Source organism: Vibrio wakamikoensis (genome assembly GCF_050337275.1).
GTDB classification, from domain to species: domain Bacteria; phylum Pseudomonadota; class Gammaproteobacteria; order Enterobacterales; family Vibrionaceae; genus Vibrio; species Vibrio chaetopteri.
Genome location: NZ_JAKJST010000018.1, coordinates 61,920 through 87,667 on the forward strand (window position 1 = coordinate 61,920; position 25,748 = coordinate 87,667).

Consider the following 25,748-nt stretch of genomic DNA (forward strand, 5'->3'; position numbering starts at 1 on the left):
TGCAAACGTTCCCAAAAATGAATTCAACACACTTTATTGAGAACAACATTAGATAATAACGCACAAAATGTAACCGGAGCTCGTTATGAACTATCCAGTCATAGCCAAACAACTACTCGCGCTGCTTGGGGGAAAGGACAACCTCTCTGCCTTGGCACATTGCGCTACTCGCTTACGCCTCGCTGTAAAAGATGAATCGCTGATCCAAGAAAAAGCAATCGACGATCTAGAAGGCGTGAAAGGACAATTCAAAGTCGCTGGTCAGTATCAGATCATTTTCGGCTCTGGGATCGTTAACCAAGTTTACGCTGAACTCGCTAAACTGACTGGCATGTCCGAAATGTCAACCAAAGACGTAGCCTCCGCGGGTGCTCAAAAGCAAAACTGGCTGCAACGTGCAGTAAAAGGCTTATCAGACATTTTTGTACCTATCATCCCTGCTATTGTTGCCGGTGGTCTATTGATGGGTATCTTCAACTTGCTGACCGCACCAGGCCTGTTTATCGAAGGACAATCGCTGATTGATGCGAATCCAGCTCTTGCCGATCTGGCCAGCATGATTAACACCTTTGCGAACGCACCATTTGTTTACTTACCTGTTCTGCTCGCATTCTCAGCTTCGAAGAAATTTGGCGGTAACCCTTTCCTTGGCGCAGCCCTTGGTATGTTGATGGTTCACCCTGATCTATTGAACGGCTGGGGCTTTGGTGGCGCAGCAGTATCAGGTACGATCCCAACTTGGAACATCTTAGGCTTTGAAATCCAAAAAGTCGGTTACCAAGGCTCTGTGTTACCTGTACTGGTATCGGCGTTCATTCTTGCTAAAGTAGAAAATGGCCTGCGCAAGTTTATCCCATCTGTTTTGGATAACCTGCTAACACCAATGCTCGCTATCTTTATCACAGGTTTCCTAACCTTTACGGTTGTCGGTCCATTCACTCGTGATATTGGCTTCTTACTTGGTGATGGCCTTAACTGGCTATACGACTCAGCAGGTTTTGTTGGTGGCGCACTATTTGGATTTATCTACGCACCGTTTGTTATTACCGGTATGCACCACAGCTTTATTGCTATCGAGACTCAGCTTCTGACTGACATTGCGATTACAGGCGGAACGTTCATCTTCCCAATTGCAGCAATGTCTAACATTGCACAAGGCGGTGCAGCACTTGCGGTCGGCCTAACCACGAAAGATATCAAGCTTAAAGGGATTGCAATGCCTTCTGGTGTGACTGCTTTACTAGGTATCACAGAGCCGGCAATGTTTGGTGTTAACCTAAAACTTCGCTACCCGTTCATCGCAGCTATCATCGGTGCAGCCATCTCAAGTGCTTTCATCACTATGTTTAATGTGAAAGCACAAGCACTAGGCGCGGCCGGTCTACCAGGCATCATCTCGATTCGACCAGAGAATATCGGCTACTACGTCGCAGGTATGGCCATTTCATTTGCTATCGCGTTTGGTCTAACGATTGTTCTAGGGATGCGCAGCAAGCAAACCGCTAGCAATCAAACCGAGGCATCGGCTTAGTCGTCACCAATTTACCCTGTAAAGATAGCCCCCCTACCTACCCAAAGGCTCACACAGTGTGAGCCTTTTCATTTTCATCCCACCAGCGCTCTTGCCCACTTACTTTTAGTTCACGAAGTAACACCTTTTGGCCAATCTTTGGACATAGGAAATCGACTCCTAAGCGTCTGGCTTCTTGCTCTGCTCTAAGTAGTGGGTCATTCCAAACATGATAAGAAAGGTCAAACGTCGTATTATGGATTGGCAGCATCACTCTGCCCTGTACATCCAAGTGAGCCTGAACACTTTGTTCAGGAAACATATGGATGTCAGCCCAGTTCTCATCGTAGGCTCCGGTTTCCATAAGCGTCAGGTCAAAAGGACCATAACGCTCTCCAATCTGTTTGAACCCGCCGAAATAGCCCGAGTCTCCACTAAAGTAAATCCTCGACTCATTCCCCAAGATAACCCAACTTCCCCACAACGAACTGTCGCGCTGTTTAAGCGATCGACCCGAGAAATGCTGTGTTGGCGCAAACGCAAAGCGAACTCCACTCACCACCATTGACTGCCACCAATCGAACTCTACGATCTTGTCATCTGCGACTCCCCACTCTATCAAATGACTCGCCACACATTTCGGCACCAAAAACACCCCTACCTTATTGTGAAGCTGCTTAATGGTTTGCTTATCCAAGTGGTCGTAGTGATCATGGCTTATTAAACACACATCAATGAATGGCAGCTCACTGATGGTAATCGGTAAGTCGTGATAGCGCTTTGGGCCAGCCCACTCTAGAGGAGAGGCTCGATTACCCAATACCGGGTCAGTCAATAGGGTGAGGCTATCGACTTTCATTAGTACCGAGGAGTGCCCTAACCGGTAAACACAATCGCGGGTTTCAGCTTTTATCGTCTGAGAACACATGGTTTCAATCGGGATAGCGGGCGCTTGAAAACTAAGGATTTTATCGAGATTAAGATAGGAGCGTAGTGTGGTAATCGTATCTTTGAACGTTGGGTTATAAAGGACTTCTGAGTTGGTAAAGCGTTGGGGTGTAGTGTTATTGAGCTTGGTGTCCGAGAAAAGGGGCAATAGTCGAGTCTTAACATTCCTTGATAGAGACGCTGGCATAGTGAGCTTCCTATTGAGTCATTGTGCCCATCCAGTGTTGCGGCTCAAAGTGACACTTCAATGCCAGTTTGACGAAAGCTATGTGTCGATAACATGAAGATACTGACACATTTGATGCCACAAAACTAACCTCAGTCTTTGCAGTAAATGAATCAAAAGTACTAGTCCCTAAGAGGCACTTTGCAGTTTATGCAACCTAACTTATATGACTACCTACACCATGCTAGCATCGCTCGATATTTAGTCTACGTTAGAGTTCGAAATGGGAAAGCCAGCCGCACGTATTGGCGACAATCATCAGTGTCCTGAAACAACCAGTAAAGTACCTCACATCGGTGGCCCCGTCGCTGCTGGCTCTTCTAGCATCACTGTCAATGGTATGCCTGCCGCCCGTAAAGGTGACAAACTGATTTGCGTTGGTCCACCAGATACGATTAAAGAAGGATCTTCTTCAGTATTTATTGATGGTAAACCTGCAGCACGTATAGGAGATGGAACCGCGCATGGCGGGCAGATTGTCGCTGGCAGCGGAAATGTCTTCATCGGCAATGCTGGGAAATCGCCTGCAGCTTCATCAAGTTCTGGTAGTAAAGCTAAGACATCTGAATCTAAACAGAGTGAATCTAAGTCCAAGTCGTCATCAACCCCTTCATCACAAAGCGGTTCATCGCAAAACAGTGGCGAAGCTTCTAAGGCTGAAAGCAGCGCATCGCAATCTGATAGCGCACAGGATCAAATAAACACGGCAACTCACTCGCAGAACGAGCCTGAAGAAGCCGCTCTACCTATTTCAATTATCCCTATTCGTTATGCTTACGACACCGAGTTCTTAGCCAATCCACCGCCTGCACCTTACGCACAGCATAAGCTTAATAAAGTACTACCAAAAATCACCCGCCAGCTCCGAGATGGTTGGGTATATGTATTTAACGAAACCACGAAAGAACTCAAAGAGCATCAGATAGATGGAGCAGTCATAAGTAACGGTGGCATCCAATATCCTGAAGGCACGACACTGAGTCTCGCGTTCTCTCTGTTTCAATGGACACCGCGAATCAAAAACACGCTTAGTGAGCAGGCGTATCTTAGAAATCGTTTTATGCGTCGGATCCGCTGTCAGCAAACCCCTCAAAAGCACACCAGCAATGCAGAAAGTTTAGACTCACTCGCGGATAATCATGTAGAACATCAATTCGCTCACAGCTCGGCGTCCGCTTCGGGACAATCTGAGCACCCACTAAATCATGTAAAACCAGCCTTCGACTCAGCACAGTGGCTAACCAATGCAACAACCCCAGACAAGCTAGTCGTTGCACTTGATGACCCTTATTCTGATCTTCAAGACCTTACTTATCCTATTCTCCACCATGTTCGAGATTATTTGATGATCACTGAAGGAGATGAAGAGACACATCACAAGCTATTGATGGCTGGGATAGTGCGCAACCTTGCTCGCGTCCAAATAGACCAAAAACACTGGCCATCGAAGGTAACTCAAGAGAACTATGTCCAGTTTGAACAAGATCTACATCAGTATCTCGTGGCACTCGATGTGGAAACGATGGCTAAGCAGGTAAAAAACACTAACCTCGCCAACACCATGAGACATGGCAGTCAACACTCAACAAAAGCTCGAGAGAAACTTTTAAACGTATGGGGGTATCGGCCGAGCGGTGATATCCACGCGCAATGGGCGAAAAAGAAATCACTCTACAAATACGTTGACTGGTCAAGGCTCGACGCCTTCTCTACCCAGTTAGACCAACAACTCGATCGAGTCGATGCGCTGTTGGGGCTCAGTATTGACCTTCTATGCGCACTAATTCGAGATCTCGACGACGATCCTATTTCTTTGGGGATCGACAACCAAACTAAACAAGGTGTCGATCAGTATCTCGACCTTATGGATCTTGTGGTCACAACTTTAAAAACAGGAGCAGAGCATAGAGAAAAAAGCCAATCTAGTGTCAATAGTTTGTTGAGTGAACGTACTATACTCGCCTACGCCCCTTATGGAGGCAGTAAAGCTCTTGCTCAAGCCATAGCGCGAGATTTCAATCACGATGCTGATTTTGCTGGTATGTCTCGGTTCTCGGATCTTCTAGGCGTTACCAACAACTTCAGCGCTTGGGTTGAACAGCCCGATGTCAGAGAACAACACTGGTTAAGTATTCTCGACGAGCATTCTAAAAAAGTCATGCAGGCAATTACCTCCTCCGTTGTAGATTCGACCTCAGGTGCTTTTGATAGGATTTTGCTCGCCCTTTTCCCATTGACACCCAGTACCGGTTCCCAGTCCAAACGGCTGCTACTTATGTCTCTTTGGGGTGCAACCGTTAATCGCTTTACCCTCAAAATCAACCGCGACTATATTCAAGCCTCACAAACAGCACGCCAACAGCTACGCGACATTATCGAGCACAAAAAACGTCTATACGATGAAAAAATCATGAGCCGAAAGCGCTATCAACAACGCGCCCTAGTGCTGCTAAATCTACAAAAGCGATTTGCTAAGACACTACAAAACACTGACTTCATCACCATAGTTAACAACGACCGAAGTACTCAGTTTAGGGCTGAGGTGAGTAGGCAAGTTGAGCAGTATGTGAGTGCTTCTTATAGTAATTTTAAGGAAAAAGCTGCTCATGGTGCTCAATCTGTTGGAGGATTACTTAATTCCACTATTGTTCTAATAAACTTGCTCAATCTACAAACATCTATGGATACTCTTCGATCACTGCCGGAGGAATCGAAACAATATAGAAAAGCATGGGAAGATCTGAGTATCAGTTTTTTGTGGACTCTGCATGCTATTGGGGCAACTACGGAGAGTGCAGCCAAATATTGGTTAGGTCGCAACAAAAGCGCCAATCTATTAGAATCTAGCCTCTAAGACGCGGTTAGAAGTGGTCATACAAAAGCAACTAGAAGAGTAACCAGCATACTGGCAAAAGGCATTGCTGTAGGGTGCGTCGCAGGGATAGCGGCCGTCATATGGGAATCCTATAGAGATATAAAACGTATACTAAGTGAAGAGGATGACCTTGTAGTCAGATCATTATTATCTGCTAGAGTGGGAGCTATCTTAGCTCAATCAGTAGCATGGACGACATATTTTATAAACGCGTTTGTACGGAAACTTCCTTATTCCATGACACTTCCAATATGGGCTACATCAACGCTCTTTTGGGGAAGTCTAGTCTTTCTAGTTCTATCGATTTTACTTTACCTGCTTGAGAAAACGCCGCTTGAAAAATGGATACGTGAATCAACCTGGGGAACGCACTCAAAAAACTGGCCTGAAATAAGAGAGCTCAATGATTATTACTGCTTGATCTTCCAGCCAATAGCAAAAATACACAATATACAGTATGCCCCATACATTGAAGATTCCAGCTATATAGGCGAAATTCCAATAAAGCCAGAAAGTTACATTATCGACATTTCTTTCACCAAACTAGGTCAAGCTCCATTTGTTGAACTCTGTGATAGTAACGCTGCTATCTTATCTCACAGTGAAATAGTCAACATTAAGGGATATCAATCGGTCAGGTGTTGGATCAGCACTAAGCTCAACAAAGTAAAACTTCGTGTCGGCTATGAAGGGAGTTCTTTACCAGAGTTCATCATCACAGCAAACAGTCAAAATAAAGTCACTATCGTTTCCAGCGAAAATAACTCTACTCAACTCCAAGGCATCACGTTAGCGAGTGCATAATGTACAAATCAGACTTCAAAAACAAAGACCTAAAACGATCCAAAGCTAGTAACCAAAGTGACAATGCGAGACAGAATGTACTAAACGAAGCCGAATCAATTTTTACATGGACCGTTATCCCAAACCGCGTAACCAGTGATTATCTCATCGTCGGATTTTACCTGTGCTTATCTATTTCTTTGGGTGTATATATGTTTGTTAATGATGCATCGCTAGGGTTCGTACTATTTTCTACCATATTGTGGTCGCTAATCTCTCTAGTTCCTTATTTTACGATGTTCAAACCTCAAACCTATGACTTTGAACTCACGAAATACGGAGTGCGGGTTAGCACTACGGATAACGCACATGAGATATTCTACTCCGCCACCCGCAAAGCAGCTTGGATAGCATGTATCATCGCCTTTTTCGCTATTGGCCCATTGGCTTTTGCAGGTGGAGCGGCGTTCGCTCTAATGGCACCTAAGTTTACTCAGTTTAAAAGACAAACCGTGTATAGTTCTTTCCATTTCCATGAAGTTGTCTCATTCAAATACCATCGCAAATCTTGGTACATGTCGATCCATCCTCACTTCCCGACTGAGACGCGACAGTCCGTGTACTACGATCATATGTCACCGTACTACTTTTTTATTGAACCCAATAAGCTATACCTTTTTATCTCAGCACTCAAAACCGTTGCTTCAATTGAGGAAGCCAAAGAAGTCGAAAACCTCGATGAGCTTAGACCTATCTTCGACTTCCCTACAAATCCTCGACAATGAGAAACTAAGCTTACTTCGCAAAGCGCGTATATAGTTAAAACATCCCCGCTACGCCATGCGAGATGATTATGAAAGAGTTAAAGCAAATACAATGGCCCGAGTACTTCCACCCCAAAAATGCGCCGGTGCATGTAAGAAACGAGAAGATTGTGCCTACGGACTGTGAACAAGTCTGGAATTGGATAGTTCGCGCGCCTTGTTGGCCGAACTGGCAGCATCGTAGGACACAAGTGCAAATTGTTAAAGGTGACAGTAGCGAGCTGCACAAAGGGACGGTATTTAACTGGGTGACTAAAACCATGCATTTTGAATGTACGGTAGTTGAGTATGAACCGTTTGAGCGTATTGCATGGCGAGGCAAGACAGGTGGAGTCGATATGTACCACGCTTGGTTGATTACACCTTGCACCCAAGGGTGCCACATTATCACAGAATCGACACAGCGAGGCGGACTTCGCTGGCTAACCGGCCTGTTTGTTAAAAAGCAAGTCGACGCCTACCACCAGCATTGGTTAGAAACACTGGCGGCTCAAAAGAAAAGCTAATTGGACATTGTACAAACTGAGTTTAATGTTTATAACGTTTTCAGCATCCAAACATCACAGCCATTATGTAGCGTGCCCGGATAAGGTTTCGAAAGGTGCTCAAAGCCTGCAAGCTCATAAAGCTTGATAGCGGCCGTCATTGAGCTCAGCGTATCAAGGTAGCAGCTTTGATAGCCCTGCTGTTTGGCAAATGCCAAACATTGCTCTGTTAGCTTTTTCCCCAATCCATGCCCGCGACTTGTCGGCAGCAAAAATAGCTTCTTCAGCTCACAAACCCCAGCGTGCTCACCAAACGGAGCAATACCACCGCCACCAACCACTTCGCCATCCAATAAGGCGACCAAGTAGAGGCTTCCCTCTCCTTCATGGTAGTGTTCACTCATCGCCAACACTTCAGGATCCGAAGGACCAAAACCATCACCAATCGCTCCATATTCTGCACCAACTGTTTTAATCACGTCACAAAGCGCTTCATCATGCTCTGCGGCCACTTTTACTACTTGTACATCCATTGCATTTTCCATTGTGATTAAGAGGGGAGCGACGACGCTCTTCTGAGTAATATATCTTATGAACAATTCTCTGTTTAGCTAATGTTGGCATCGGGTTAGGATTTACTACTGATTTTGATAGGCTTTGACCATGAGTTTTTAACCATGAATAGCACCGTTACACTCTCCTTTGCCGCCATGACGGCGTTTGCATTCAACTCGCTACTGTGTCGCCTAGCGCTTGGCAGTAGTGCTATCGACCCGGTGAGTTTTACCTCAATTCGTCTTATCAGCGGAGCCGCAACACTTATTGTCCTCAGTACCTTGATTGCCCGCAGGCAGGGAACCAAAGCTAAAACACCAAACGTGTCCATTCCACTGAAACAGTCCATTGTACTCGGTGCGACTTTGTTTGGTTATGCACTGCTGTTTTCTTTGGCTTATATTACGCTAGATACTGGCACTGGAGCCCTAATTTTATTCGGTACCGTACAGTTTGCACTTGTCATCCATCATCGTCTTACTGGACATACCCTCACCCCACTCGAGATGGTCGGCATGTTCGTCGCTGTTGGCGGATTTATCTTGCTGCTACTACCGGGGGCAGCTCAGCCATCTTGGTTGGGAGCAAGTCTAATGGTGGCCTCTGGGCTCTGTTGGAGTGGCTTTACGTTACTAGGAAAGCAGGTTAATTCACCGGTTATAGCAACGAAGCAAGGTTTCATCGTCGCCAGTGTAATGGTTTTCGCTTTTGCGATTCTAAGCCAGGTACTGTTCGCTTTACCAAGTACATTCACTGCGTCCGGCATCTTATATGCCCTGCTTTCTGGCGTCATCGCTTCTGGGCTTGGCTATTATCTTTGGTACCGCCTTCTGCCAACTATCGACGTACTGCAAGCGTCATTGATGCAACTAAGCGTGCCAGCAATCGCTATGTTTCTTGGGTGGGGATTGCTGGCAGAAACGCCGTCTCACCTGTCGTTGCTGGCGACCGTATTGATTCTGACCGGAATCGCCGTTGCGACATGGGCGAAGTCGCGCTCGTCTGTGAAAATCGATAAATAGCTGTGATTGCCAAATAGAAATCTAGATAAGATACAAAACCTTAATTGGTATCTGAGCGCAATCTGCACTAACTTATAGCCAAGATAACTTAGTCCAAACTGCCTATTGAGATGCCAATGAGAACTCTATTTTTACTCACCCTCGCCACCTTACTTTCGATCACAACCACATTCGCTGCCAGCGATGACACGATAGCTACTGCTCAGCCTTCTGATGACGAAACTGAACAGCCTTTGGTAAACATAAACATGATGCTGGATCTCGACGGCATCGAGCAGTCAATCAATCGCTCTAGTGTTGCCATCGATAACTTAGCAACATCACTAACCTTACTATCACAAAATGAAAGCTTGAACGAAGAACAGCGCCAAGTGTTGGTCGATACCATAGATAACATTAATGAACTTACGGAGATGTCTAAGTCGTCTCTAGCAGCCTTACCAGGAGCGCTTGAGCAATCTCAGAACTCTATTGCCAACAGCACGAAAAAGTTTGCTTATGATGTTCGCTTTAACGTACTGCTACTGTTAGCACTGTTGGTGCTGTCAATTGTATTGGCATTGGTAGCGGCATACTGGCTATTGCTACGTCCAATGCAAGGCACCATTTTGCACGCAACTCGCAACGTTTCCAAAATGGCGACGGCGATTCACAAAACCGCTGAATCGCTTGAAACGACCACCGAAAACCAAAAAATCATCACCCAGCACCTGCATGAGACTGAGTCTATTCACACTCAACCTGCTGACCAAACATCCCTTAGTTGAGGCCAACCCCAAGAGGTGATCTCAACGCCTTTTATCACACCTTCAAAGCTCAATGTCTGCCTATGGTGGAACATTGGGCTTATCACCCCTTCATGAATCAACATAGAACCAAACGGCTCTAGTTCAGTGAGATAATCTTTGGCCTCACTATTAGCACGGATCTGGTTGATCTCTTTAATAAGCCAAGTACTCAGTTCGTCACCAATCGTTGCATGAAGAACAGGATCACTCAAAAAGAACAAGAGCGCCGAAACCTGATAGTTATCATCAAGGTTGAGACTGCTGAGCACTAACTCTTCTTCAAACCCTTGGTTGAATGACTTATCAATAAACTCATCAAAGCTATAATCATGCAGGATTACCTCTACCCCTTGCTGTTGTATAAGGCGTTTCATCGCCTTAGCACCGCGAGTGATCCCTGGGTGATGATAGAAAGCAATATTCAGCGTATCGGGTAGCATTACGGTATTAGAGCTAAGACGTTTAATCGGCTGCCAAAAAGGGAAAAAGTTGGTCGCATTTTGGGCGCCAAACTTTTGGTCGTCCCGTTGCAATTGCTTCCAAATTTGTTCTCCACTAAGCGCCTGGCTCAGCCAGCGGCGTTGGTCATGATTCAGGTTGGTGTTCCGCTGATTAAAAATCATGAACATACATCCGTGTTCGATACGAGCTTTCGAATCCGTTCTCCCCTCACTTTTACCTTCGTCCGCTAAATAGTCGAGCTCTGGATGTGAAATCACGGGAGTCGCTTCATGACCTACACTGTCGGTGACTGAATGATTGCAACTGGTGGACTCTTCCGAAAACAAATCCTTCTTAAGCGACCATATTGATACCTGATCGGTCAACGCGCGCAAGCCGTGGTAGCGGTCATTGGCGGTAAGTTCCATCTTCTCCAAAGTATGTTCCGCCAGCGAAAATACACCGCACCCAATCACAGGTTTGGTTGTTGAACTCGATGCCGAACTCAATGACTCTCTCGGCTCAATGGAGTATTTGAGATCAGTAAGTAATGCAGCAAACCCTTTGTCTTGCCGCGTCAGCGTTACCTCAAGAGTATTTTCTGCCACCGCTTCGATACTCACCACATGATCTAACTCATTTCGAAAGTAAGGTAACGATTGTGCATAAGCCAAGCTTTCCGACACTGCTTTGGCATCCACGCGGCCGCCATTGTGGAAGTAAACCGACGGGCGAAGGTAGAATCGCCAAACGTGAAAGTTTTGTTCTGCCTCCCAATGATGAGCAATATCTGCGACAACGTCTCCTTGCTCATTTAACGTCACTAACCCAGCGTGTACCTGACGAATCAAAAATCGCTCACTGTTGCGTTGTGGGCGCCGTGGTGACAACTCCGTAAAAGAACGATTGTAGGTCAACTGTACTCGCACTTTGCCTTCGGAGACCTGAGCACCGGCATTTTGTTGCAACAGTTGCCCAAAGGCAACTTGGTCATGTTGAAGAAACTCTAACGCCTTGTCGTATTGGCTCGACTTCACCCAGCCCGATGCCACATCTCGTTTGACCTCGTCATCGCTTAACGCACGAATTAGAGTTGAGCGTTGATTGCGCCCCACTCTTGGAAGCCATGATATCCAGCGCTTTTCAGTCATCATTTTGAGAATGGATCTTGTATGCCGCGGACTGGCGAACAGCATCTCCGACACCTGTCCTAGAGTCACCGCGTGCTCTTTACCCAACTCCAAACCTAACAGGCGCTGATAATAGCGGTAGAGATTAATAGATTCCAATAATAGGCACTCCCAGCGAAAAGTAGCGTTCCTTATTTTAGCTCCAAGCGGAGGATTTAGCTATGAGTTCGCTATATAGCCCAAATTAAGGCACCAATTCAGATCTAATCGCTCTGTTTTTCGCTTCCCTATAAAGACTCATACTACGTACATGTTCAAAGACAAGCACAGCCGGAGCCCGCAAATGAAATCCAATAGCCACGCAAAGTCAGCCCATCCATTGACAACCTATTACCTAAACCAGATTGCCAACCAAAAGCATCGTCCACGTTGGCAAACTGAAGCGCTAGTTCAACTAGCTAAAACTTGTCAGTTCCTGAAATAAACCGAATTGCGATAGCTGGGGAAGCATGTTTATGCTCCCCCCCAATTAAACATTTCTATTTCCCCAGCTATCGTCTCCGCAAAACAACTATTCGCACAAAGCAGCCATTCCCACAAAACAGCTCAGACAAGAAAAGTCTGACACCTTGGCAAGCGGGTAAACGATTCGAAGATCTCTTGCTACCACTCATGACAAAAAACTGTGAGCTCAACGAGCTTTATAGCGATCAAACAGTTAGCTAATATTCACGTTGTTCGATATTGCCATTACTGGTTCACCGGCTCCACATGCACACGCTTTGACATCTTTATTCACACAAATCTGTCCTTAGGCAAAAAAACCACGTGCTAGACTATGCATCTTTTTTACTCAACCATTACGAAAATGTCTTTCACACAACGTGTTGCAATAACAGCCTCTGTTGGCCTGTCAACGATAATGCTAACGCCAACTTCAAGCGCTACAGGGCTTAATTTTTGGGAATCATCTACCTCTAACAGTGCCCTAGCCAGTGCAAACGGTGCATCCGCGGTCGACGCCAGTATCTTGGCGACAGCGCCATCGAGTATGACGCAGTTAGAGTCGACTACGGTAACAGCGAGTGTGACTCGTTACCAAGTGGACACCGATTACGACATTTTGGGAACCAAATCCTCCTACTCTAAGGCCAACCCCATCCCGGCTGGTTTCTTGGTGATACCTCTTGAATCAAATTGGTATGTCGGATTGGCCGCATACAGCCGTACGGCAGCAGATATTTCGATTTCAGAATTTAAACTTCCACCTCCTCTTAACCTGCGTATCTTGGATCAAGCTCGTGTTCGACCTATTGTGGTCTCTTTTGCACCAAGCGTAGCGTACAAAATGGGAGATGTGAGTCTCGGTGTTACTCTCGAATATCAATACGCTGACTACCTTCTTGAGCGCAATGACTGCAATTTCTGGGGCAAATGTAGCCTAGAAGCAACAGAAGGGAATACTAATGGTTGGAGCGGTGCGCTAAGTGCAACATGGCAAGCTAACTCGTGGTTAACACTGGCTGCTACACATAGACTAGCGAGCTATTTCGGGGACAGTAATATTCAGTTTGACCTGCCATCTATAACCAGCGTCTACGGCACCATCGCAATCACTGACAACTGGTCTTGGCATAACACCTTCAGCTTGTCGCGTTGGGATGGACAAGGTGTGACTTATGCCGATTACAGCGATCCTATCCAACTACTCAAGGGATCTCGTCATAGCAAACGTTATGCAACGTCGATGGAATACAGAATTGGTGATTTGGCACTGCGTGGTGGCGTAAGCATCGATGAAGCGATTGATTCATTTGGTGGCGAAGATGTACGTTATCGCCTAGGTGCCGCTTATTCGTTCAGTGACAATCTAACCTTAGATTTAAGCGGTTTCAGTGAGCACTACGCGAGAAAGAACGTAAAGGTGACTAACGATCTTCAAGTTGACGTACTCAATCAAGGCTATGGCATCAGCTTGGGCATGACTTATCGCTACTAACTACCATTTAGTAGAACGAGTGTTTTGAAGCTACAAGTGTTTTGAAATAATTGGTGCTTTACGATACATGGTGCTCTGCTATCTCAGAGCACCTAATTTGCAGTCAGAGTTGTTCATCGTTACCAACGAATGTAGATAGGGGTGCCTATTTTCACCAAAGAAACGAGTTCATCCATCTCTTCATTAGTGATGGCGATACAGCCATTCGTCCAATCAAAACTCTGAATAAACTGTGCCGCTCGGCGATCGCCATTTTTTAAACCGTGGATCTTGATGTTACCACCTGGGCTGACCCCCAAACTCTCCGCTCGATTCTTGTCTCTGAGGTTGGGATAGCTGATGTGCATTGAGCGATAAAAGGCCGAATCATCCATCACGAAGTCTAAGTAATACTTTCCTTCTGGCGTGCGGTTGTCCCCTTCTTGGATCTTATGGCCGCGTGGACTCTTACCCAGAGCAATACGATACTCCCGAACCACAACGTCACCGTCCATCAAATACATTCGCCTGACAGACTTTTTCACTTCCACGCGATCAACCACTGCCTGTTTTTCAAGCACAAAACCTTGAGCTTGCGTAGGCAACGCGATGACCATCACCAAAACTAATAACCACTTATACATCAGTCTTTCCTCTCATACCCCAAGCAAATCAAGCCTTGGGAGGCCGATTCTACCCCTTCCCACTCTAGGTTCCAACGAAAAGTCCTAGTTATGGGTTGAGCTCTGAACGCTATTTGATGCAAGCGACTGAATACATTATAGGAATAGATTCATCTTGTTTTTGTTGTCATATGACAACACTGTTTTTATTAAATCCCCATATATCAACAATAATAAATTGACTAAACTACTTAGCAACTTCACAGAGAAGTCCAAACAATCGTTAAGGTGAACACATGAAAAAGCTCGTTGTTATTACAGGTGCCAGCTCTGGTATTGGTGAAGCTATTGCTCGTCGTCTAAGTGACGCTGGCCATCCTCTATTACTGCTTGCTCGTCGCGTCGAAAAACTTGAAGCACTAGAATTACCAAACACTTTGTGTGAAAAAGTCGACATTACTGACAAAGCGACTTTCGAAGCAGCGATTCAAAAAGCGGAACAAGCTTTTGGCCCTGCTGACGCGTTAATCAACAACGCAGGTGTCATGCTACTTGGCCAAATCGACACTCAAGAGGCATCTGAGTGGAAAGCCATGTTCGACGTCAACGTGATTGGCCTTCTAAATGGTATGCAAGCGGTGCTGGCACCAATGAAAGCACGCAATGCTGGTACTATCATCAACATCAGCTCCATTGCTGGACGTAAAACCTTTGGTAATCACGCTGCATACTGCGGTACTAAATTTGCCGTGCATGCTATCTCTGAAAACGTGCGTGAAGAAGTGGCTGAATCTGATGTACGTGTTGTCACTATCGCTCCAGGTGCCGTTGAGACCGAGCTGCTGTCACATACAACTTCTCAAGAGATCAAAGACGGCTACGATGAGTGGAAAGAGGTCATGGGCGGCGTACTAGCGGCTGATGATGTGGCGAGAGCCGTTGAGTTCGCTTACGCGCAGCCTCAAAATGTGTGTGTTCGAGAAATCGTTCTGGCGCCAACTCGTCAGCAGCCATAGGCGCTTTTTTTAACGGTGGCGATGCTCAGTAGCATCGCCTTTTTTATGACCATTTTTTAGCCATTAAAGCCAATCCAATTTAAAAAATACGTCTGAAAAGCAGCAAATAAATGAATCGAAACACTTTGAATATAAGTATTGCAAAACGTTTATTTTGTAATCAGTTGTAATTCTATGACGCTGTCTGATTTTTCAGCATATAGTTGCAAAAGCTTTATTATTAGTAGCGTCATATCGCAAATCCCTTCTCTTCCCTGGCGTAAAATAGCGTTAGTCAATAACGATTCCTGAATGAAGGAGAAGTGAAATGGATAGAATTATCAATACCTTAGGTTTATGCATCATTGCAAGTAAGTACGCTATCGTGCTCTTAATGGCGGGTATCACATTCAGTACTGGTGTGATAGCAGCAGAGCTACTTTACACAGGGATGGAAAACTCTGAATAAGCGGTTTGTAGGGAATATATCGCGACAGACCTCTATTTAAACTTTTCGTTGCTTTATATTATATTTGGGAGCTTTTGCTCCCATTTTTATATCAATTGAACTTTGGCCGTTGCTCGTGGCATTTACAGAGCCTGACCTCGTTACACAACCTTCTCACAACGCAAGATTTATCTTCACCTTACTATGCCGCTTGGACTAAGTTGCAGGTACAATGGCCACTTATTCGCATTGTTGTTTGAAAAGGGACAACCCATGTTCGCTGATTGGTTTAGCCAAACATCGCTTATTGCCATGCTGCTCATTTTTGTTGGCTCCTACGTGCAAACCGCCATCGGTTTTGGGCTGGCCATTGTAGCCGCGCCTTTGCTCTTCCAAGTATCTCCCGACTACGTGCCTGCGCCGATCTGTTTAGTTGCGCTCTTTATTTCGATCCTCAACGCAATGAAGCATCGCAGCAGCATTGCCATTGGTGGGCTCAAAATGGCCATCATTGGGCGTATCCCGGGTTCTATTGCTGGCGCTGGGCTTCTGCTTTATGTATCAACGCAAGTATTGTCACTTTGGTTAGGGTTAATGGTTGTCTTTGCGGTTGTCGTCAGCCTGCTTCCTGTTCGCATTGAGCCGACTCCTGTAAGAATGGGGATCGCTGGTTTCTTCTCGGGCTTTTTTGGTACCAGCAGCGGCATTGGTGGCCCACCAATGGCATTGTTGCTTCAACACCAAGAAGCCAATCAGCTGCGCGGCAACCTCTCTGCATTTTTTGTGTTTAGCTCGTTTATTTCACTCCTGATGCAAGCACCCATTGGTTTTTTAACCACGCACCATTTGTTTATTACGGTTCCACTTATCCCAGCAGCATGGCTTGGCTACCAGTTAGCTAAGCTCACCACAGACTCGTTGCCGAAAGAGAAGATTCGCCTTGCAGCACTAGTGCTATGTTCATTAAGTGGCATCACCGCCATTTGGCAGAGCTTTTAGATTCACCTATCCACTTTTACTCGTTGCTGTCAAATCAACAAGCACAAAAAAGGAGCGAAATCGCTCCTTTTTCATCGCTCAAATCAAACTAGATTACGCATGTTTTGCGTCAGCAGAGTGATCTGATGATTGCTTGTCACGCGTTACAATCCAAATGGCAACAAACGCTATCGCTGTCAGTACACCAATCGCGACCGGTAGTGCGCTCCAGCTAAATTCTTCAACGGTAAAGCCACTGATTGCGCTACCTGTAGCAAAACCGATTGAGATGAAGAACATCATTAGACCTTGTGTGTAACCTGCACCAACACGCGTCAAACGTGATGCAACCGCTGGTGAACACATGTCTGTAACGGTAATGCCTTGCAGGTAAATAATGACCAAAGCCATTGGCAGAATCACTGTAGGGATAAACTGAAGCTCTGCGATAAAGTATAGCGCCACGATAACCACAATCGATGCGACAGTACATAGCTTAAATAGTGCTGTGGGACCAAACTTCGCAGAGAAACGCTCTGCTGCGACAACAATAATCAGACCTAGTACCGCTGAAATTGACAGGCTGGTTGCCGACAAGGCTTCTGAAACCGTAAAGGCATTTTTCATTAGGTTAGGGAACTGGGCTTGGAATGCACCTTGACCCGCACACAATGCCGCTACCGCAAATAGAAACAGACCAAACTTAGAGAAAATCACTTTGATTAGGTTCACTTTCTCTTGAGCTTCTTCTGCCGCCGCCTTTTCACGCGCTTCTGCCGTATCCAGCACACGCTGACCCGCTTCTTTATTGGTTAGAAAAGTAATCACTGACAGCACCGCAACAGTCGCCATCATAGTGTAGAAGCTTGTCTCGTAGCCAAAACCACCATCAGTTAGGGCAGCCAGTGCGCCGCCACCCAATAGCGTACCAATGATTGCAGCTTGCGCCATACGTCCTAGCTTTAATGCTTCCGTCTTATTGTCATAACCTGCAAACGCGATAAACACTGGGTTAAGCATTAGCAATGTCGCCGAACCTAAACCAAAGAACACCGAACCAATTGCCATCATGTTGAAATCTGTACCCGCTGCGATGTAGCAGAAACCCGCAACGATATACGCAATCATACCAAGGAACTGTGCTAGGCGATGCGCCTTAAATTTATCGGCCAATAAACCAATGACTGGAGCTGCAAGACCTGCAACACCGAAGAACCCCATTGCTAGACCAGCGTTTGCAAAGCTGCCTGTGCGCTCTGCAACAAAGGCAGGCATGACAATCGGAATGAAAACTAGCTGTACAAAGCCGTAGGCAAGGTGGGCAGAGAACCAAAGTTCGATCCCAAGTTTGTTAAATAGATTTTTTAGCATAACTATTCTGCGCATCCCTCTTGCTTGTCTGAAAGCACTGTTTGCTTTCATACCGCAAAATTTCAGCAAGCATCCTTCTGGTAAATAAGTAGGCCACCGTGGCCTTTCATTCTGACTGGTATCAAACAAGTACAATAACCCTACGACGACAGATTAAATGTTACTTCGTGTGTAACATTTATTTATGTTATCTATAGAACATATCGCTTTGCTTGTTGATTATTAACTTACTACCAAACTTAAATATTGAAATAGCCTGAATCAATATTTTGAAAAAATAGTCATGCTCAATGTCTCAAAATTATAAAATCCTCTAATTTGAAAAAGCCAATTGCTAAACAAACGTTAAATAATTATCTAAATGGGGCAAATAACGTTCTAAAAAGGTTAAAAATAAGCATCTTTTATAGCCATATTGACCTATAATGATGAAAAATAGAACAATATGTCATCCAGCAAAAATTCGAATAGAAGTGGGCAAATTTAATTCCGACCTAATTTAATTCCCAATAAAAATACCGCAGTAAAATACCCGGGTAATTTACTGCGGTATTTTTCCACTTGGGGAAATGAATTTATTCATAAGTTGATTTCTATAGCTAGATATTCAAAATGATAAAATAAAACAAAGGATAAATATCGAAGATGTACAAAAGTTGAACCAGCAGAATGCTGGTTCAATCGGATTAAAGTTTTTTCATGTCTTTCGGGCAGGTATCGAGATGAGTAGTTACCACCAGCCCCGTATCAGTTAAACAGATATTGCCTGGTGCACCTGCATCATCAGCAAAAGCAAAAAACGAACATACCGTGCTTAGCACGAACACAATTAATGACTTCATTATGAAAACTCCTTACTAAAGTCTTGTTCTACGAGGCAGTCTCCGTGCCTCGCTTTTTCAGCATAGACAAGATTTTCAAAGATCAGCAAAGAATTAGCATCATTTAACTGTATAAATAACCACCACAAATAACAAAGACTAACCCATTCACCCACTCAATAAATCAAGATTGTCTATTCACTTTCGCGCATTTTGACACCACACATTCACAACAATAATAAGTCTAACCCAACCATTACACAGCACTGTCGGTTTGTTCCTACACTTGGAAGATCTCGATCCACTGGGTAAACGCTATGCTATTGAATAAAAGACTGCTGATTCTAATTCTGAGTGCCTTTTTGGTAAGCGGTGCTAGTATCTTTGATCTGAACAACTCTCCTAGCCAGCATCAGCTTCAGGCATACGCGAACGTGGTTAAAGATACTTACGAGTCCAAGCTATTCTCTCTATCTCCCTATAAACAAGGGCATTTTGGGTTACGTATGTACCGCCAAACTCAAGACGAGAAATACCACACTACTATTTTGGTCGACCTTGCAAATGTCACTGATCGATTAAATCAAATAGCTGCAGAGGTCACCACGCCCAAAACAATTCGTCAGCACTCGCTTGCTCGCTTAAATGAATACAAAAAAGGTAAAGATGAGCGCAGTCAGCGCCGTTATGCCGCAACCAAAAACAACCCAGACTACTTCTATATGGGGCTCGACCTTTTACGGTATCTTGCCAGATTGCAAGAATATGGAGTCACTCATAAGTCTGATCAAAAACTACGCAAAGTACTTCGAAGCTACGATTTTGAAAGCGTTCTGACTGACAAGACAATGATTACCGCATGGGCTGCGCAACTTGCCAACCAAACGTATTGGTTGCGACAGATCGGGGAGCAAGATTTGGTTTCTGAGTTTGTCGACGCGTTCCAACGCACTTACCCAGATAGCGAAGACTACCGCCTAAGCAAGCAGCAGTTTGGCAACAAACTCTATGGTATGACACACATCATTTTGGCGGATTCGGGTTACTATCAACGCCCCGTCAACGAAAAAGATCATCAATGGATTTATGATTATTTCCGTCGCAACATCGATGACATTATCAAGCACACCAAGGAAGATATTGTTGCTGAAGTGGGGATCAGCTTTTTGTTAGCAGGACTTCATGATGATCCTGTTGTAAAGAAAGCTCGCGCCGCTATCGCTCGTGCCGTTGATAAGAAACATGGCATGATCCCATCAGTATCTGGCGATTTCGATTTTGCTTATGGCGAGCATCGCAACGTACTCGCCATTATGTTGCTTGACTGGAGAGCACCCTATATCGGTCCGAATGTGTCATCGGATCCAAAGCTCTTCAAGCAGTTGCCTTACGGCGTGCGACCCGCAGCATAGAAAGTAGAAGCGTCAGCCGTTAATTCATTCACGGCTAGGTTCAAATTGTCCTACCTGAAGAAACTGCACTATAAGCCCGGTCACATAAGGATCTCGGCGCAACCTGTCATGCTTAATGTCGACTTCGATAAAGTCTTGCATGCCTTTTAACTTTGTTGATTCAACGGACACCAAACCATCATTGGTTTTGGCAAACATACCATTGAACACCGGGTAACTTTGTGTGCCAGCGATAACGCCAAAGTTATAGTTGGGAAGCGGAAGACGGTTCGGAAAGCTCTCTGGGTTTGTCGTCAATGATTCTGCGGTTCCACCCACTAATGACAACATCCAGGTATCAGAAAAGAAATCAGCAACATCACTGCCATGATTAGGTGTGCCTACAAAGACCACATTACCCATTTGCTCAGAATGAACAAAGTCAGGGTGCTCAGCAAGATAAGAGCGAATCACCAACCCACCCAGCGAGTGACCAACAAAATGGATTTTGGCGTGATTTTTTAGCGCAAAATTGGTAGGAACGTGCTCACCAGAAGCATGCTGCGCCAATGCCTGATTATCTCTTTTCTGAGTAGAGTCATTAAACTCTGAGATGCAGCGTGACAATTCATCGGCACTTTTATCCAAAGTATTTTCAATGGGCTGACGCAGCGTTGGATAGTCTACAACACAAACTTGATAACCCTGATCTGCAATGCCCTTCGACATATTTTGCATCGACCAAGCGCTGCGAGCTAAACCATGCACTATCACGACCTGCTCGCCATGATGAGACTGAAACTGCGCGTCACTGACATCCATTTCGGGTTTGCTACATCCTACAAGTAATATTGCGGGTACAAACAGTGCCCAATTCTTCCGCATCATGTTACTTCTCTCCAAACCACCGAACCGCTTTTAGCATATCAAACTGGTACTACCTGTACTAGAAGGGGATGAAGGGATTTTTGTTCCAAATTACGACATATTAGTGGTCAATAGAACATTGAGAAAACGCGTAGCACAACTTATTGATATAAAAACTATTAACAACTGATAGATAGCGAAAGGTGGGCTATCTTAAACGCTATACAACTTACCCCAATAAGCCCCCTCAAGTGCGGAACCAAAATCATAGTTTTAGCTCCAGAGATCATTGGCTTTGCACACTTAGATTAGCTCCGACTTCATTTAACCCTCAGAGAGACAAGGCCTAAATAGTCAAAACCGTCACTTTCTCGTTGTTAATATAAAAAGCGACAATAGATATTCAATTTACTTACCCGACTCAATAAACCATTCACCAGGCCAATATAAACCCAGTTTGATATATAAATTAACTTCGCTATGTTGAAGGTGAGTGCACTCCTATTTTCAATATCCACCGCCAAGTACGCTTGGCGGTGAAGCTTTGCTTACCTATAAATAAGGAGTGGCATTATGTCCACAACCATAAAAAAACGAACACTGGTGATGGCCGTTGCGCTTGCCTGTGCGTCGACAACAGCGTTGGCTAACGATACCGATGGAGATGGTATCAATGACAGTTTGGATGTTTTTCCTTGGGATCCAACCAAATGGGCTCTGCCGTTTCATGAGCTCCCTACCGTCATTGAAGCGGAAGACTTCGATCTCGGTGGTCAAGGTGTTGCCTACTCGGATCGAGAAGTGGATAACCTAGGTTCAAAGAATTATCGAAACGAAGGGGTGGATTTCTCTACTCACGATGGCAAAGTCCATGTCGGCTGGTTTGGTCGAAATGAATGGATGAACTATACCGTGAATGTCTCAGAGTCTGGTTACTATGAGTTCTCAGCGTGGCTTGGTTCAACCTCGACAACAGTTCGCTCTGTCGAGCTGCATGAGGGAGGGGATGTCTTAGTGGAAATGCCTTTCCTATCCAGTTCAGGGGTAGTACGAAATTTTGAGCAGACCGAACCGTACACGATTTACCTCACTGCAGGCGAACACACTTTCACCTTATTTGCCCGAGACGGCTCTGTGCGCGTCGATAGAATACAATTCGACCTGTCACCACTATCAAAGGATTCTGATGGTGACGGTGTTGTCGATGCCGAAGATGCCTTCCCTAACGACCCAACAGAAACTAAAGATTCAGACAAAGACGGTATTGGTGACAACCAAGATCCCGATGATGATAATGATGGTGTACCCGATGTCGATGATGATTACCCACTCGACCCAACACGCTCAGAAAATATCACCACCAGCACTCAGCCGGATCAATGCGTAGGCGCTGAAAATCAGCAGTTACTGTGTGACGTGCTCGCCAATGATAGTGATCCTGAAAACGATCAACTCACCATCATTCTGTCAGAACAGCCAACCTACGGCACCATTAGTGTCGCAGAAGGCAGAGTCCTATATACACCTTCTGTAGATTTTGTCGGTCTTGATGAATTTAGCTACCGCGTTGATGATGGTTTCAATTTATCCGAATCAGAATGGGTAAGCGTCCAAATAGATCGCACGACACCTATTGAGGATGCAGCCCCTATTTACACTGCCGGCTTCGAAAATGGTGACCCTCAATCTGGGTTGAATCAAGCGCTGACTGCTTCATTTTCAAGTAGCTATGACTCACTGACAAAAGAGCCAGCGAGCTACCACTATTACCAAGTAGAGAACGTCCCTTGGGCAAGAACCGGTGAGCATGTGCTCAAATTTTATGGAGAGCCACCCGCGTATCGTAGTGAAATTGCCTTTATGAACAGCGATTACAACTTCGCGCCGGGGGATGACTACTACTATAGTGCCAGCATTCGCCCTGATGCATCATGGCAAAACATCACTAAGTACTCCATCATCGTTACGCAGTGGAAATCCTTTAGTTCAGGGCCACATGGTGCTATTAGACTGAGCAACAACGGTGACTTTAAACTGACCTACCACGCTAAAAATTACCCCACAGTAGATCTTGGCGTTGCGCCGCAAGACACTTGGACGGACATACGGGTCTATTTCAAAAAGTCGTTAGATGCTGATGGTCGTGTGATGATCTGGGTAAATGGTGAGTTGAAACTCGATCGTGCGGGTAAAACGCTGCTGATTGGCAACAACGGTTATACCAAGCTTGGTATGTACACTGAGATTCGTGACGCGAGAACCGTATATTTTGACAACGTCTCTGTGTCTAAAGCCATTAACCGCTCGTTGGAAGAGTGGGGACGGGCACCCGTAGATGGTATTTATAACGATAGTGACAATGATGGGGAGAGTAATGGGCTTGATCCCTATCCTTTTGATCCGAATCGATAACCAATAATAAGCAGATCGGCGAACCGTCACTGACGATTCGCCGATCTAAAACAAAGTCGCTCTGCAGCCTTAATTGAGCCTAAAAATTTCAGTTAATCTAAAAACTTCGCCACGTACCAACAGTCTGCTTCGATATCAAACTGCTCCGCGCGAGCCCATTCCAGCCCCTTATCAACCAATTGTTTGGCGATACCTTGCCCACGAAATACTTCAGGCACATAAGTACGAGTAAAGTTGATGCTGTTACCGTTTAATTTATACTCCAACACACTCTCGTGGCCATCTTTCGCAACCACAAAACGTTGACGCTCTTGTTGGTGTTCAATCATAAAGTCTCCAAATTCACGCCGGGATAGAAAGGCAAAGACTACAGAAAATCAGCGCGTCATGAAAATAGAAAACCAGTATTAGACATCAATCGTACCCCTAATTAGGGTCATAGCTTGTCCACACAGTTCAATGCGCTCGCCTTTCACCATCATACCGACGTAACCACCTCGCTCTGAATCCTGGTACCCCACAAGGGAACACTTTCCGAGTTTCTCTGCCCAGTATGGGGCGAGAGCGCAGTAGGCGGATCCCGTGACCGGGTCTTCATTCACCCCAACCCAAGGAGCAAAGTAACGGGCAATAAAATCTACATCGCTTCTCGAAGATTGCGCCGTAGCGATCACTGCCCGACCATCCGATTCTAATAACGCATTAAAGTTTGGACGAAGATGGTGCAAGCTGTCTTCATGTTTCAACACTAGGAAATCTTTCCCGCCTTCTACTTCTCCAACAAACTCAATATCATCGCTGCTTAGCCCTAACGCTGCCAAACGCTCGACTGAGATGGATGCCCGCGGGAGCGGCGGGTACAAAGGAAAGTCCATTGAAATCCGCGCACCAGATTTTTGAGCAGACAACTCTCCAGACAGAGTTTGAAAAGTAAACTCCCCTCCTTCTCCTAGCAATCCAAGCTCATCTAATACATTAACCGTAGCCAAAGTGCCATGACCACATAGCGCGACCTCGACTTGCGGTGTAAACCAGCGAAGTCGGTTATCGCTAAGCGACAAAAATGCGGTTTCTGAAATCGCCATTTCCTTTGCGATATTGAGCATCAATGATGCTGGCAGCGGCTGCTGCGTAACACAAACCCCTGCGGGGTTGCCTTTAAACGGCTCGGCGGTAAACGCGTTTACCTGATAAATATCGAGTTTCATAAGAATGACCCTTTTACACCACTGCTGTGTAAAGAATAGATAATAAACGAGCGAATATCTCAATAAACCTGACGCAACCACGGAATCATAGTCACATTTGCACCTATCTGCGGCCAGGTTTCGTATATCAACTTACCTAGCTAGACGTGAGTGCCCTATGCACAGCAAAGCTCATCTCCCAAGTAAATTGTGCCCCGTGTGTCGTCGCCACTTTAACTGGCGCAAGAAATGGCGAAGCTGCTGGGATGATGTAAAATATTGCTCAAAGCGCTGCGCTTCTAACAAACATCGATTACCACTCGATCAGTGAACCGTCGAAGGCAAGAAACTGGCCATTGTTCTCGCGCTGCAGCGACATCAACACACCTATGAGCAATCGCGCAGTTTTGTCCGTTGAAAACAGTTTGTGCTCGGGTACATTAGCTTGAAAGGGTTTTGAAAGAGAGGTATCGGTTGTCCCCGGATGAAGAGCAACCGTGCACGAATTGGGCATTAATCGCCCCCACTCGATACTGATATTTTTTAGCGCCATATTCAGTGCAGCTTTCGAGCAGCGGTAGCTATACCAGCCCCCTAAACCGTTATCACTAATACTGCCAACGCGAGCTGAAATCGTTGCAAAACGAGGCGCAGTGGATCGCCTTAATAGAGACTGTAAATACTGAGCAAGAAGCAGGGTCGGCAATGTGTTGACTTGCATCGCTTTTGCAAACCGCTCAGCCTCAATAGATTTGAGATTTTTCTCTGGCTGCGCTTGGTCGATAGAAAGCTGGCCAACGCAGTTTATGACCCAATCTAGGCGAGCAGGCTGCTCAACGCCCTTATCTTGCACCCCGGATAGAACCTCTGTTATCCCTTCAACCAGAGGCGCGTATTGTGAAGGCTCGCAAACATCCAAAGGCAGCCAAACAATGTCACTATAGTCTTCCGCTTCTTTCGGGACACCTTGTCGATAGGTTGCCATTACTGTCACGTTGGGAAGTGTAGACAGAGTCTTACATAGCGCCCATCCAATGCCTCCTGAGCCGCCAACAATCAAAACGTTCAACCCTAAATCTGACATCCCTTG

24 protein-coding genes are annotated in these 25,748 nt (G+C 45.5%); 14 read left to right on the top strand and 10 right to left on the bottom strand.

Features of this window, described 5'->3' with window-relative positions; all coding sequences use genetic code 11:
- Window positions 1-85: 85 nt before the first annotated feature.
- Window positions 86-1,531: a sucrose-specific PTS transporter subunit IIBC gene (locus tag L4C42_RS09710; protein ID WP_429760292.1), complete on the top strand. Its 1,446-nt coding sequence runs from the start codon at window positions 86-88 to the stop codon at window positions 1,529-1,531.
- 49 nt (window positions 1,532-1,580) lie between these two features.
- Here L4C42_RS09710 and L4C42_RS09715 read toward each other — a convergent pair whose 3' ends face one another.
- Entirely contained in the window at window positions 1,581-2,645 is a 1,065-nt protein-coding gene (locus L4C42_RS09715; protein ID WP_418642750.1) for an MBL fold metallo-hydrolase, read from the bottom strand.
- Window positions 2,646-2,907: 262 nt separating this feature from the next.
- On the opposite strand from L4C42_RS09715, the gene L4C42_RS09720 reads away from it, so the two are divergent.
- The 4 genes from L4C42_RS09720 (at window position 2,908) to L4C42_RS09735 (ending at window position 7,672) form a co-directional block, all read left to right on the top strand.
- Complete coding sequence (locus L4C42_RS09720; RefSeq protein ID WP_429760295.1) at window positions 2,908-5,538, top strand: PAAR domain-containing protein; 2,631 nt, start codon at window positions 2,908-2,910, stop codon at window positions 5,536-5,538.
- Between the two features lie 258 nt (window positions 5,539-5,796).
- On the top strand, window positions 5,797-6,363 hold the full coding sequence (locus tag L4C42_RS09725; RefSeq protein ID WP_429760297.1) for a hypothetical protein: 567 nt from the start codon (window positions 5,797-5,799) through the stop codon (window positions 6,361-6,363).
- Window positions 6,363-7,127 carry a hypothetical protein gene (locus L4C42_RS09730; protein ID WP_418642747.1) on the top strand — a complete coding sequence of 255 codons (765 nt, stop codon included), beginning with the start codon at window positions 6,363-6,365 and terminating at the stop codon, window positions 7,125-7,127. Before L4C42_RS09725 ends, L4C42_RS09730 begins: the two co-directional genes overlap by 1 nt.
- A gap of 68 nt (window positions 7,128-7,195) precedes the next feature.
- Window positions 7,196-7,672 carry an SRPBCC domain-containing protein gene (locus tag L4C42_RS09735; RefSeq protein WP_418642746.1) on the top strand — a complete coding sequence of 159 codons (477 nt, stop codon included), beginning with the start codon at window positions 7,196-7,198 and terminating at the stop codon, window positions 7,670-7,672.
- A 29-nt stretch (window positions 7,673-7,701) separates the two neighbouring features.
- On the opposite strand, the gene L4C42_RS09740 is transcribed toward L4C42_RS09735, so the two are convergent.
- The gene (locus L4C42_RS09740) at window positions 7,702-8,184 is read right to left on the bottom strand and encodes a GNAT family N-acetyltransferase (RefSeq protein ID WP_418642745.1); all 483 of its coding nucleotides are present in this window, start codon (window positions 8,182-8,184) and stop codon (window positions 7,702-7,704) included.
- Between the two features lie 144 nt (window positions 8,185-8,328).
- Here L4C42_RS09740 and L4C42_RS09745 point away from each other — a divergent pair, with 144 nt between their 5' ends.
- Both L4C42_RS09745 and L4C42_RS09750 read left to right on the top strand, forming a co-directional pair.
- Window positions 8,329-9,228, top strand: coding sequence for a DMT family transporter (locus L4C42_RS09745; RefSeq protein WP_418642744.1), 900 nt, complete (start codon window positions 8,329-8,331; stop codon window positions 9,226-9,228).
- 116 nt (window positions 9,229-9,344) lie between these two features.
- Entirely contained in the window at window positions 9,345-9,995 is a 651-nt protein-coding gene (locus tag L4C42_RS09750) for a hypothetical protein (RefSeq protein WP_353499916.1), read from the top strand.
- Here L4C42_RS09750 and L4C42_RS09755 read toward each other — a convergent pair.
- The gene (locus L4C42_RS09755) at window positions 9,965-11,746 is read right to left on the bottom strand and encodes an SgrR family transcriptional regulator (RefSeq protein ID WP_418642743.1); all 1,782 of its coding nucleotides are present in this window, start codon (window positions 11,744-11,746) and stop codon (window positions 9,965-9,967) included. The two genes, L4C42_RS09750 and L4C42_RS09755, sit on opposite strands and share 31 nt — an antisense overlap.
- 709 nt (window positions 11,747-12,455) lie before the next feature.
- On the opposite strand from L4C42_RS09755, the gene L4C42_RS09760 reads away from it, so the two are divergent.
- Window positions 12,456-13,586 (top strand): OmpP1/FadL family transporter, encoded by a 1,131-nt coding sequence (locus L4C42_RS09760; protein WP_429760301.1) that lies wholly within the window; start codon window positions 12,456-12,458, stop codon window positions 13,584-13,586.
- Between the two features lie 119 nt (window positions 13,587-13,705).
- Here the strand turns inward: L4C42_RS09760 and L4C42_RS09765 are convergent, their stop codons facing one another.
- A complete protein-coding gene (locus L4C42_RS09765) occupies window positions 13,706-14,182 on the bottom strand; it encodes a L,D-transpeptidase family protein (RefSeq protein ID WP_353500162.1) in 477 nt (158 codons plus the stop codon).
- A gap of 302 nt (window positions 14,183-14,484) precedes the next feature.
- Between L4C42_RS09765 and L4C42_RS09770 the strand changes: the two genes are divergently transcribed.
- The 3 genes from L4C42_RS09770 (at window position 14,485) to L4C42_RS09780 (ending at window position 16,630) form a co-directional block, all read left to right on the top strand.
- Window positions 14,485-15,204: an SDR family oxidoreductase gene (locus L4C42_RS09770; RefSeq protein ID WP_353499919.1), complete on the top strand. Its 720-nt coding sequence runs from the start codon at window positions 14,485-14,487 to the stop codon at window positions 15,202-15,204.
- A gap of 307 nt (window positions 15,205-15,511) precedes the next feature.
- On the top strand, window positions 15,512-15,652 hold the full coding sequence (locus L4C42_RS09775; RefSeq protein ID WP_353499920.1) for a hypothetical protein: 141 nt from the start codon (window positions 15,512-15,514) through the stop codon (window positions 15,650-15,652).
- Window positions 15,653-15,904: 252 nt separating this feature from the next.
- On the top strand, window positions 15,905-16,630 hold the full coding sequence (locus tag L4C42_RS09780) for a sulfite exporter TauE/SafE family protein (RefSeq protein WP_429760304.1): 726 nt from the start codon (window positions 15,905-15,907) through the stop codon (window positions 16,628-16,630).
- Between the two features lie 93 nt (window positions 16,631-16,723).
- Here L4C42_RS09780 and L4C42_RS09785 read toward each other — a convergent pair whose 3' ends face one another.
- Together L4C42_RS09785 and L4C42_RS09790 are read right to left on the bottom strand one after the other, a co-directional pair.
- Window positions 16,724-17,980 carry an MFS transporter gene (locus L4C42_RS09785; protein ID WP_353499922.1) on the bottom strand — a complete coding sequence of 419 codons (1,257 nt, stop codon included), beginning with the start codon at window positions 17,978-17,980 and terminating at the stop codon, window positions 16,724-16,726.
- A gap of 686 nt (window positions 17,981-18,666) precedes the next feature.
- Window positions 18,667-18,822: a hypothetical protein gene (locus L4C42_RS09790; protein ID WP_353499923.1), complete on the bottom strand. Its 156-nt coding sequence runs from the start codon at window positions 18,820-18,822 to the stop codon at window positions 18,667-18,669.
- 296 nt (window positions 18,823-19,118) lie between these two features.
- On the opposite strand from L4C42_RS09790, the gene L4C42_RS09795 reads away from it, so the two are divergent.
- Window positions 19,119-20,213: a DUF3541 domain-containing protein gene (locus tag L4C42_RS09795; protein WP_429760307.1), complete on the top strand. Its 1,095-nt coding sequence runs from the start codon at window positions 19,119-19,121 to the stop codon at window positions 20,211-20,213.
- 24 nt (window positions 20,214-20,237) lie between these two features.
- Here L4C42_RS09795 and L4C42_RS09800 read toward each other — a convergent pair whose 3' ends face one another.
- Complete coding sequence (locus L4C42_RS09800) at window positions 20,238-21,080, bottom strand: alpha/beta fold hydrolase (RefSeq protein ID WP_353499925.1); 843 nt, start codon at window positions 21,078-21,080, stop codon at window positions 20,238-20,240.
- Window positions 21,081-21,632: 552 nt separating this feature from the next.
- Between L4C42_RS09800 and L4C42_RS09805 the strand changes: the two genes are divergently transcribed.
- Window positions 21,633-23,471, top strand: coding sequence for a heparin lyase I family protein (locus tag L4C42_RS09805; protein WP_429760310.1), 1,839 nt, complete (start codon window positions 21,633-21,635; stop codon window positions 23,469-23,471).
- Between the two features lie 92 nt (window positions 23,472-23,563).
- On the opposite strand, the gene L4C42_RS09810 is transcribed toward L4C42_RS09805, so the two are convergent.
- Together L4C42_RS09810 and L4C42_RS09815 are read right to left on the bottom strand one after the other, a co-directional pair.
- Window positions 23,564-23,800 carry a GNAT family N-acetyltransferase gene (locus L4C42_RS09810; RefSeq protein WP_353499927.1) on the bottom strand — a complete coding sequence of 79 codons (237 nt, stop codon included), beginning with the start codon at window positions 23,798-23,800 and terminating at the stop codon, window positions 23,564-23,566.
- A gap of 78 nt (window positions 23,801-23,878) precedes the next feature.
- Window positions 23,879-24,679, bottom strand: a complete 801-nt coding sequence (locus L4C42_RS09815; RefSeq protein ID WP_353499928.1) for a PhzF family phenazine biosynthesis protein — start codon at window positions 24,677-24,679, stop codon at window positions 23,879-23,881.
- Between the two features lie 157 nt (window positions 24,680-24,836).
- Here L4C42_RS09815 and L4C42_RS09820 point away from each other — a divergent pair, with 157 nt between their 5' ends.
- A complete protein-coding gene (locus tag L4C42_RS09820) occupies window positions 24,837-24,989 on the top strand; it encodes a DUF2256 domain-containing protein (RefSeq protein WP_353499929.1) in 153 nt (50 codons plus the stop codon).
- On the opposite strand, the gene L4C42_RS09825 is transcribed toward L4C42_RS09820, so the two are convergent.
- Window positions 24,972-25,727, bottom strand: coding sequence for an SDR family NAD(P)-dependent oxidoreductase (locus L4C42_RS09825; protein WP_353500163.1), 756 nt, complete (start codon window positions 25,725-25,727; stop codon window positions 24,972-24,974). The two genes, L4C42_RS09820 and L4C42_RS09825, sit on opposite strands and share 18 nt — an antisense overlap.
- Between the last annotated feature and the right edge of the window lie 21 nt (window positions 25,728-25,748).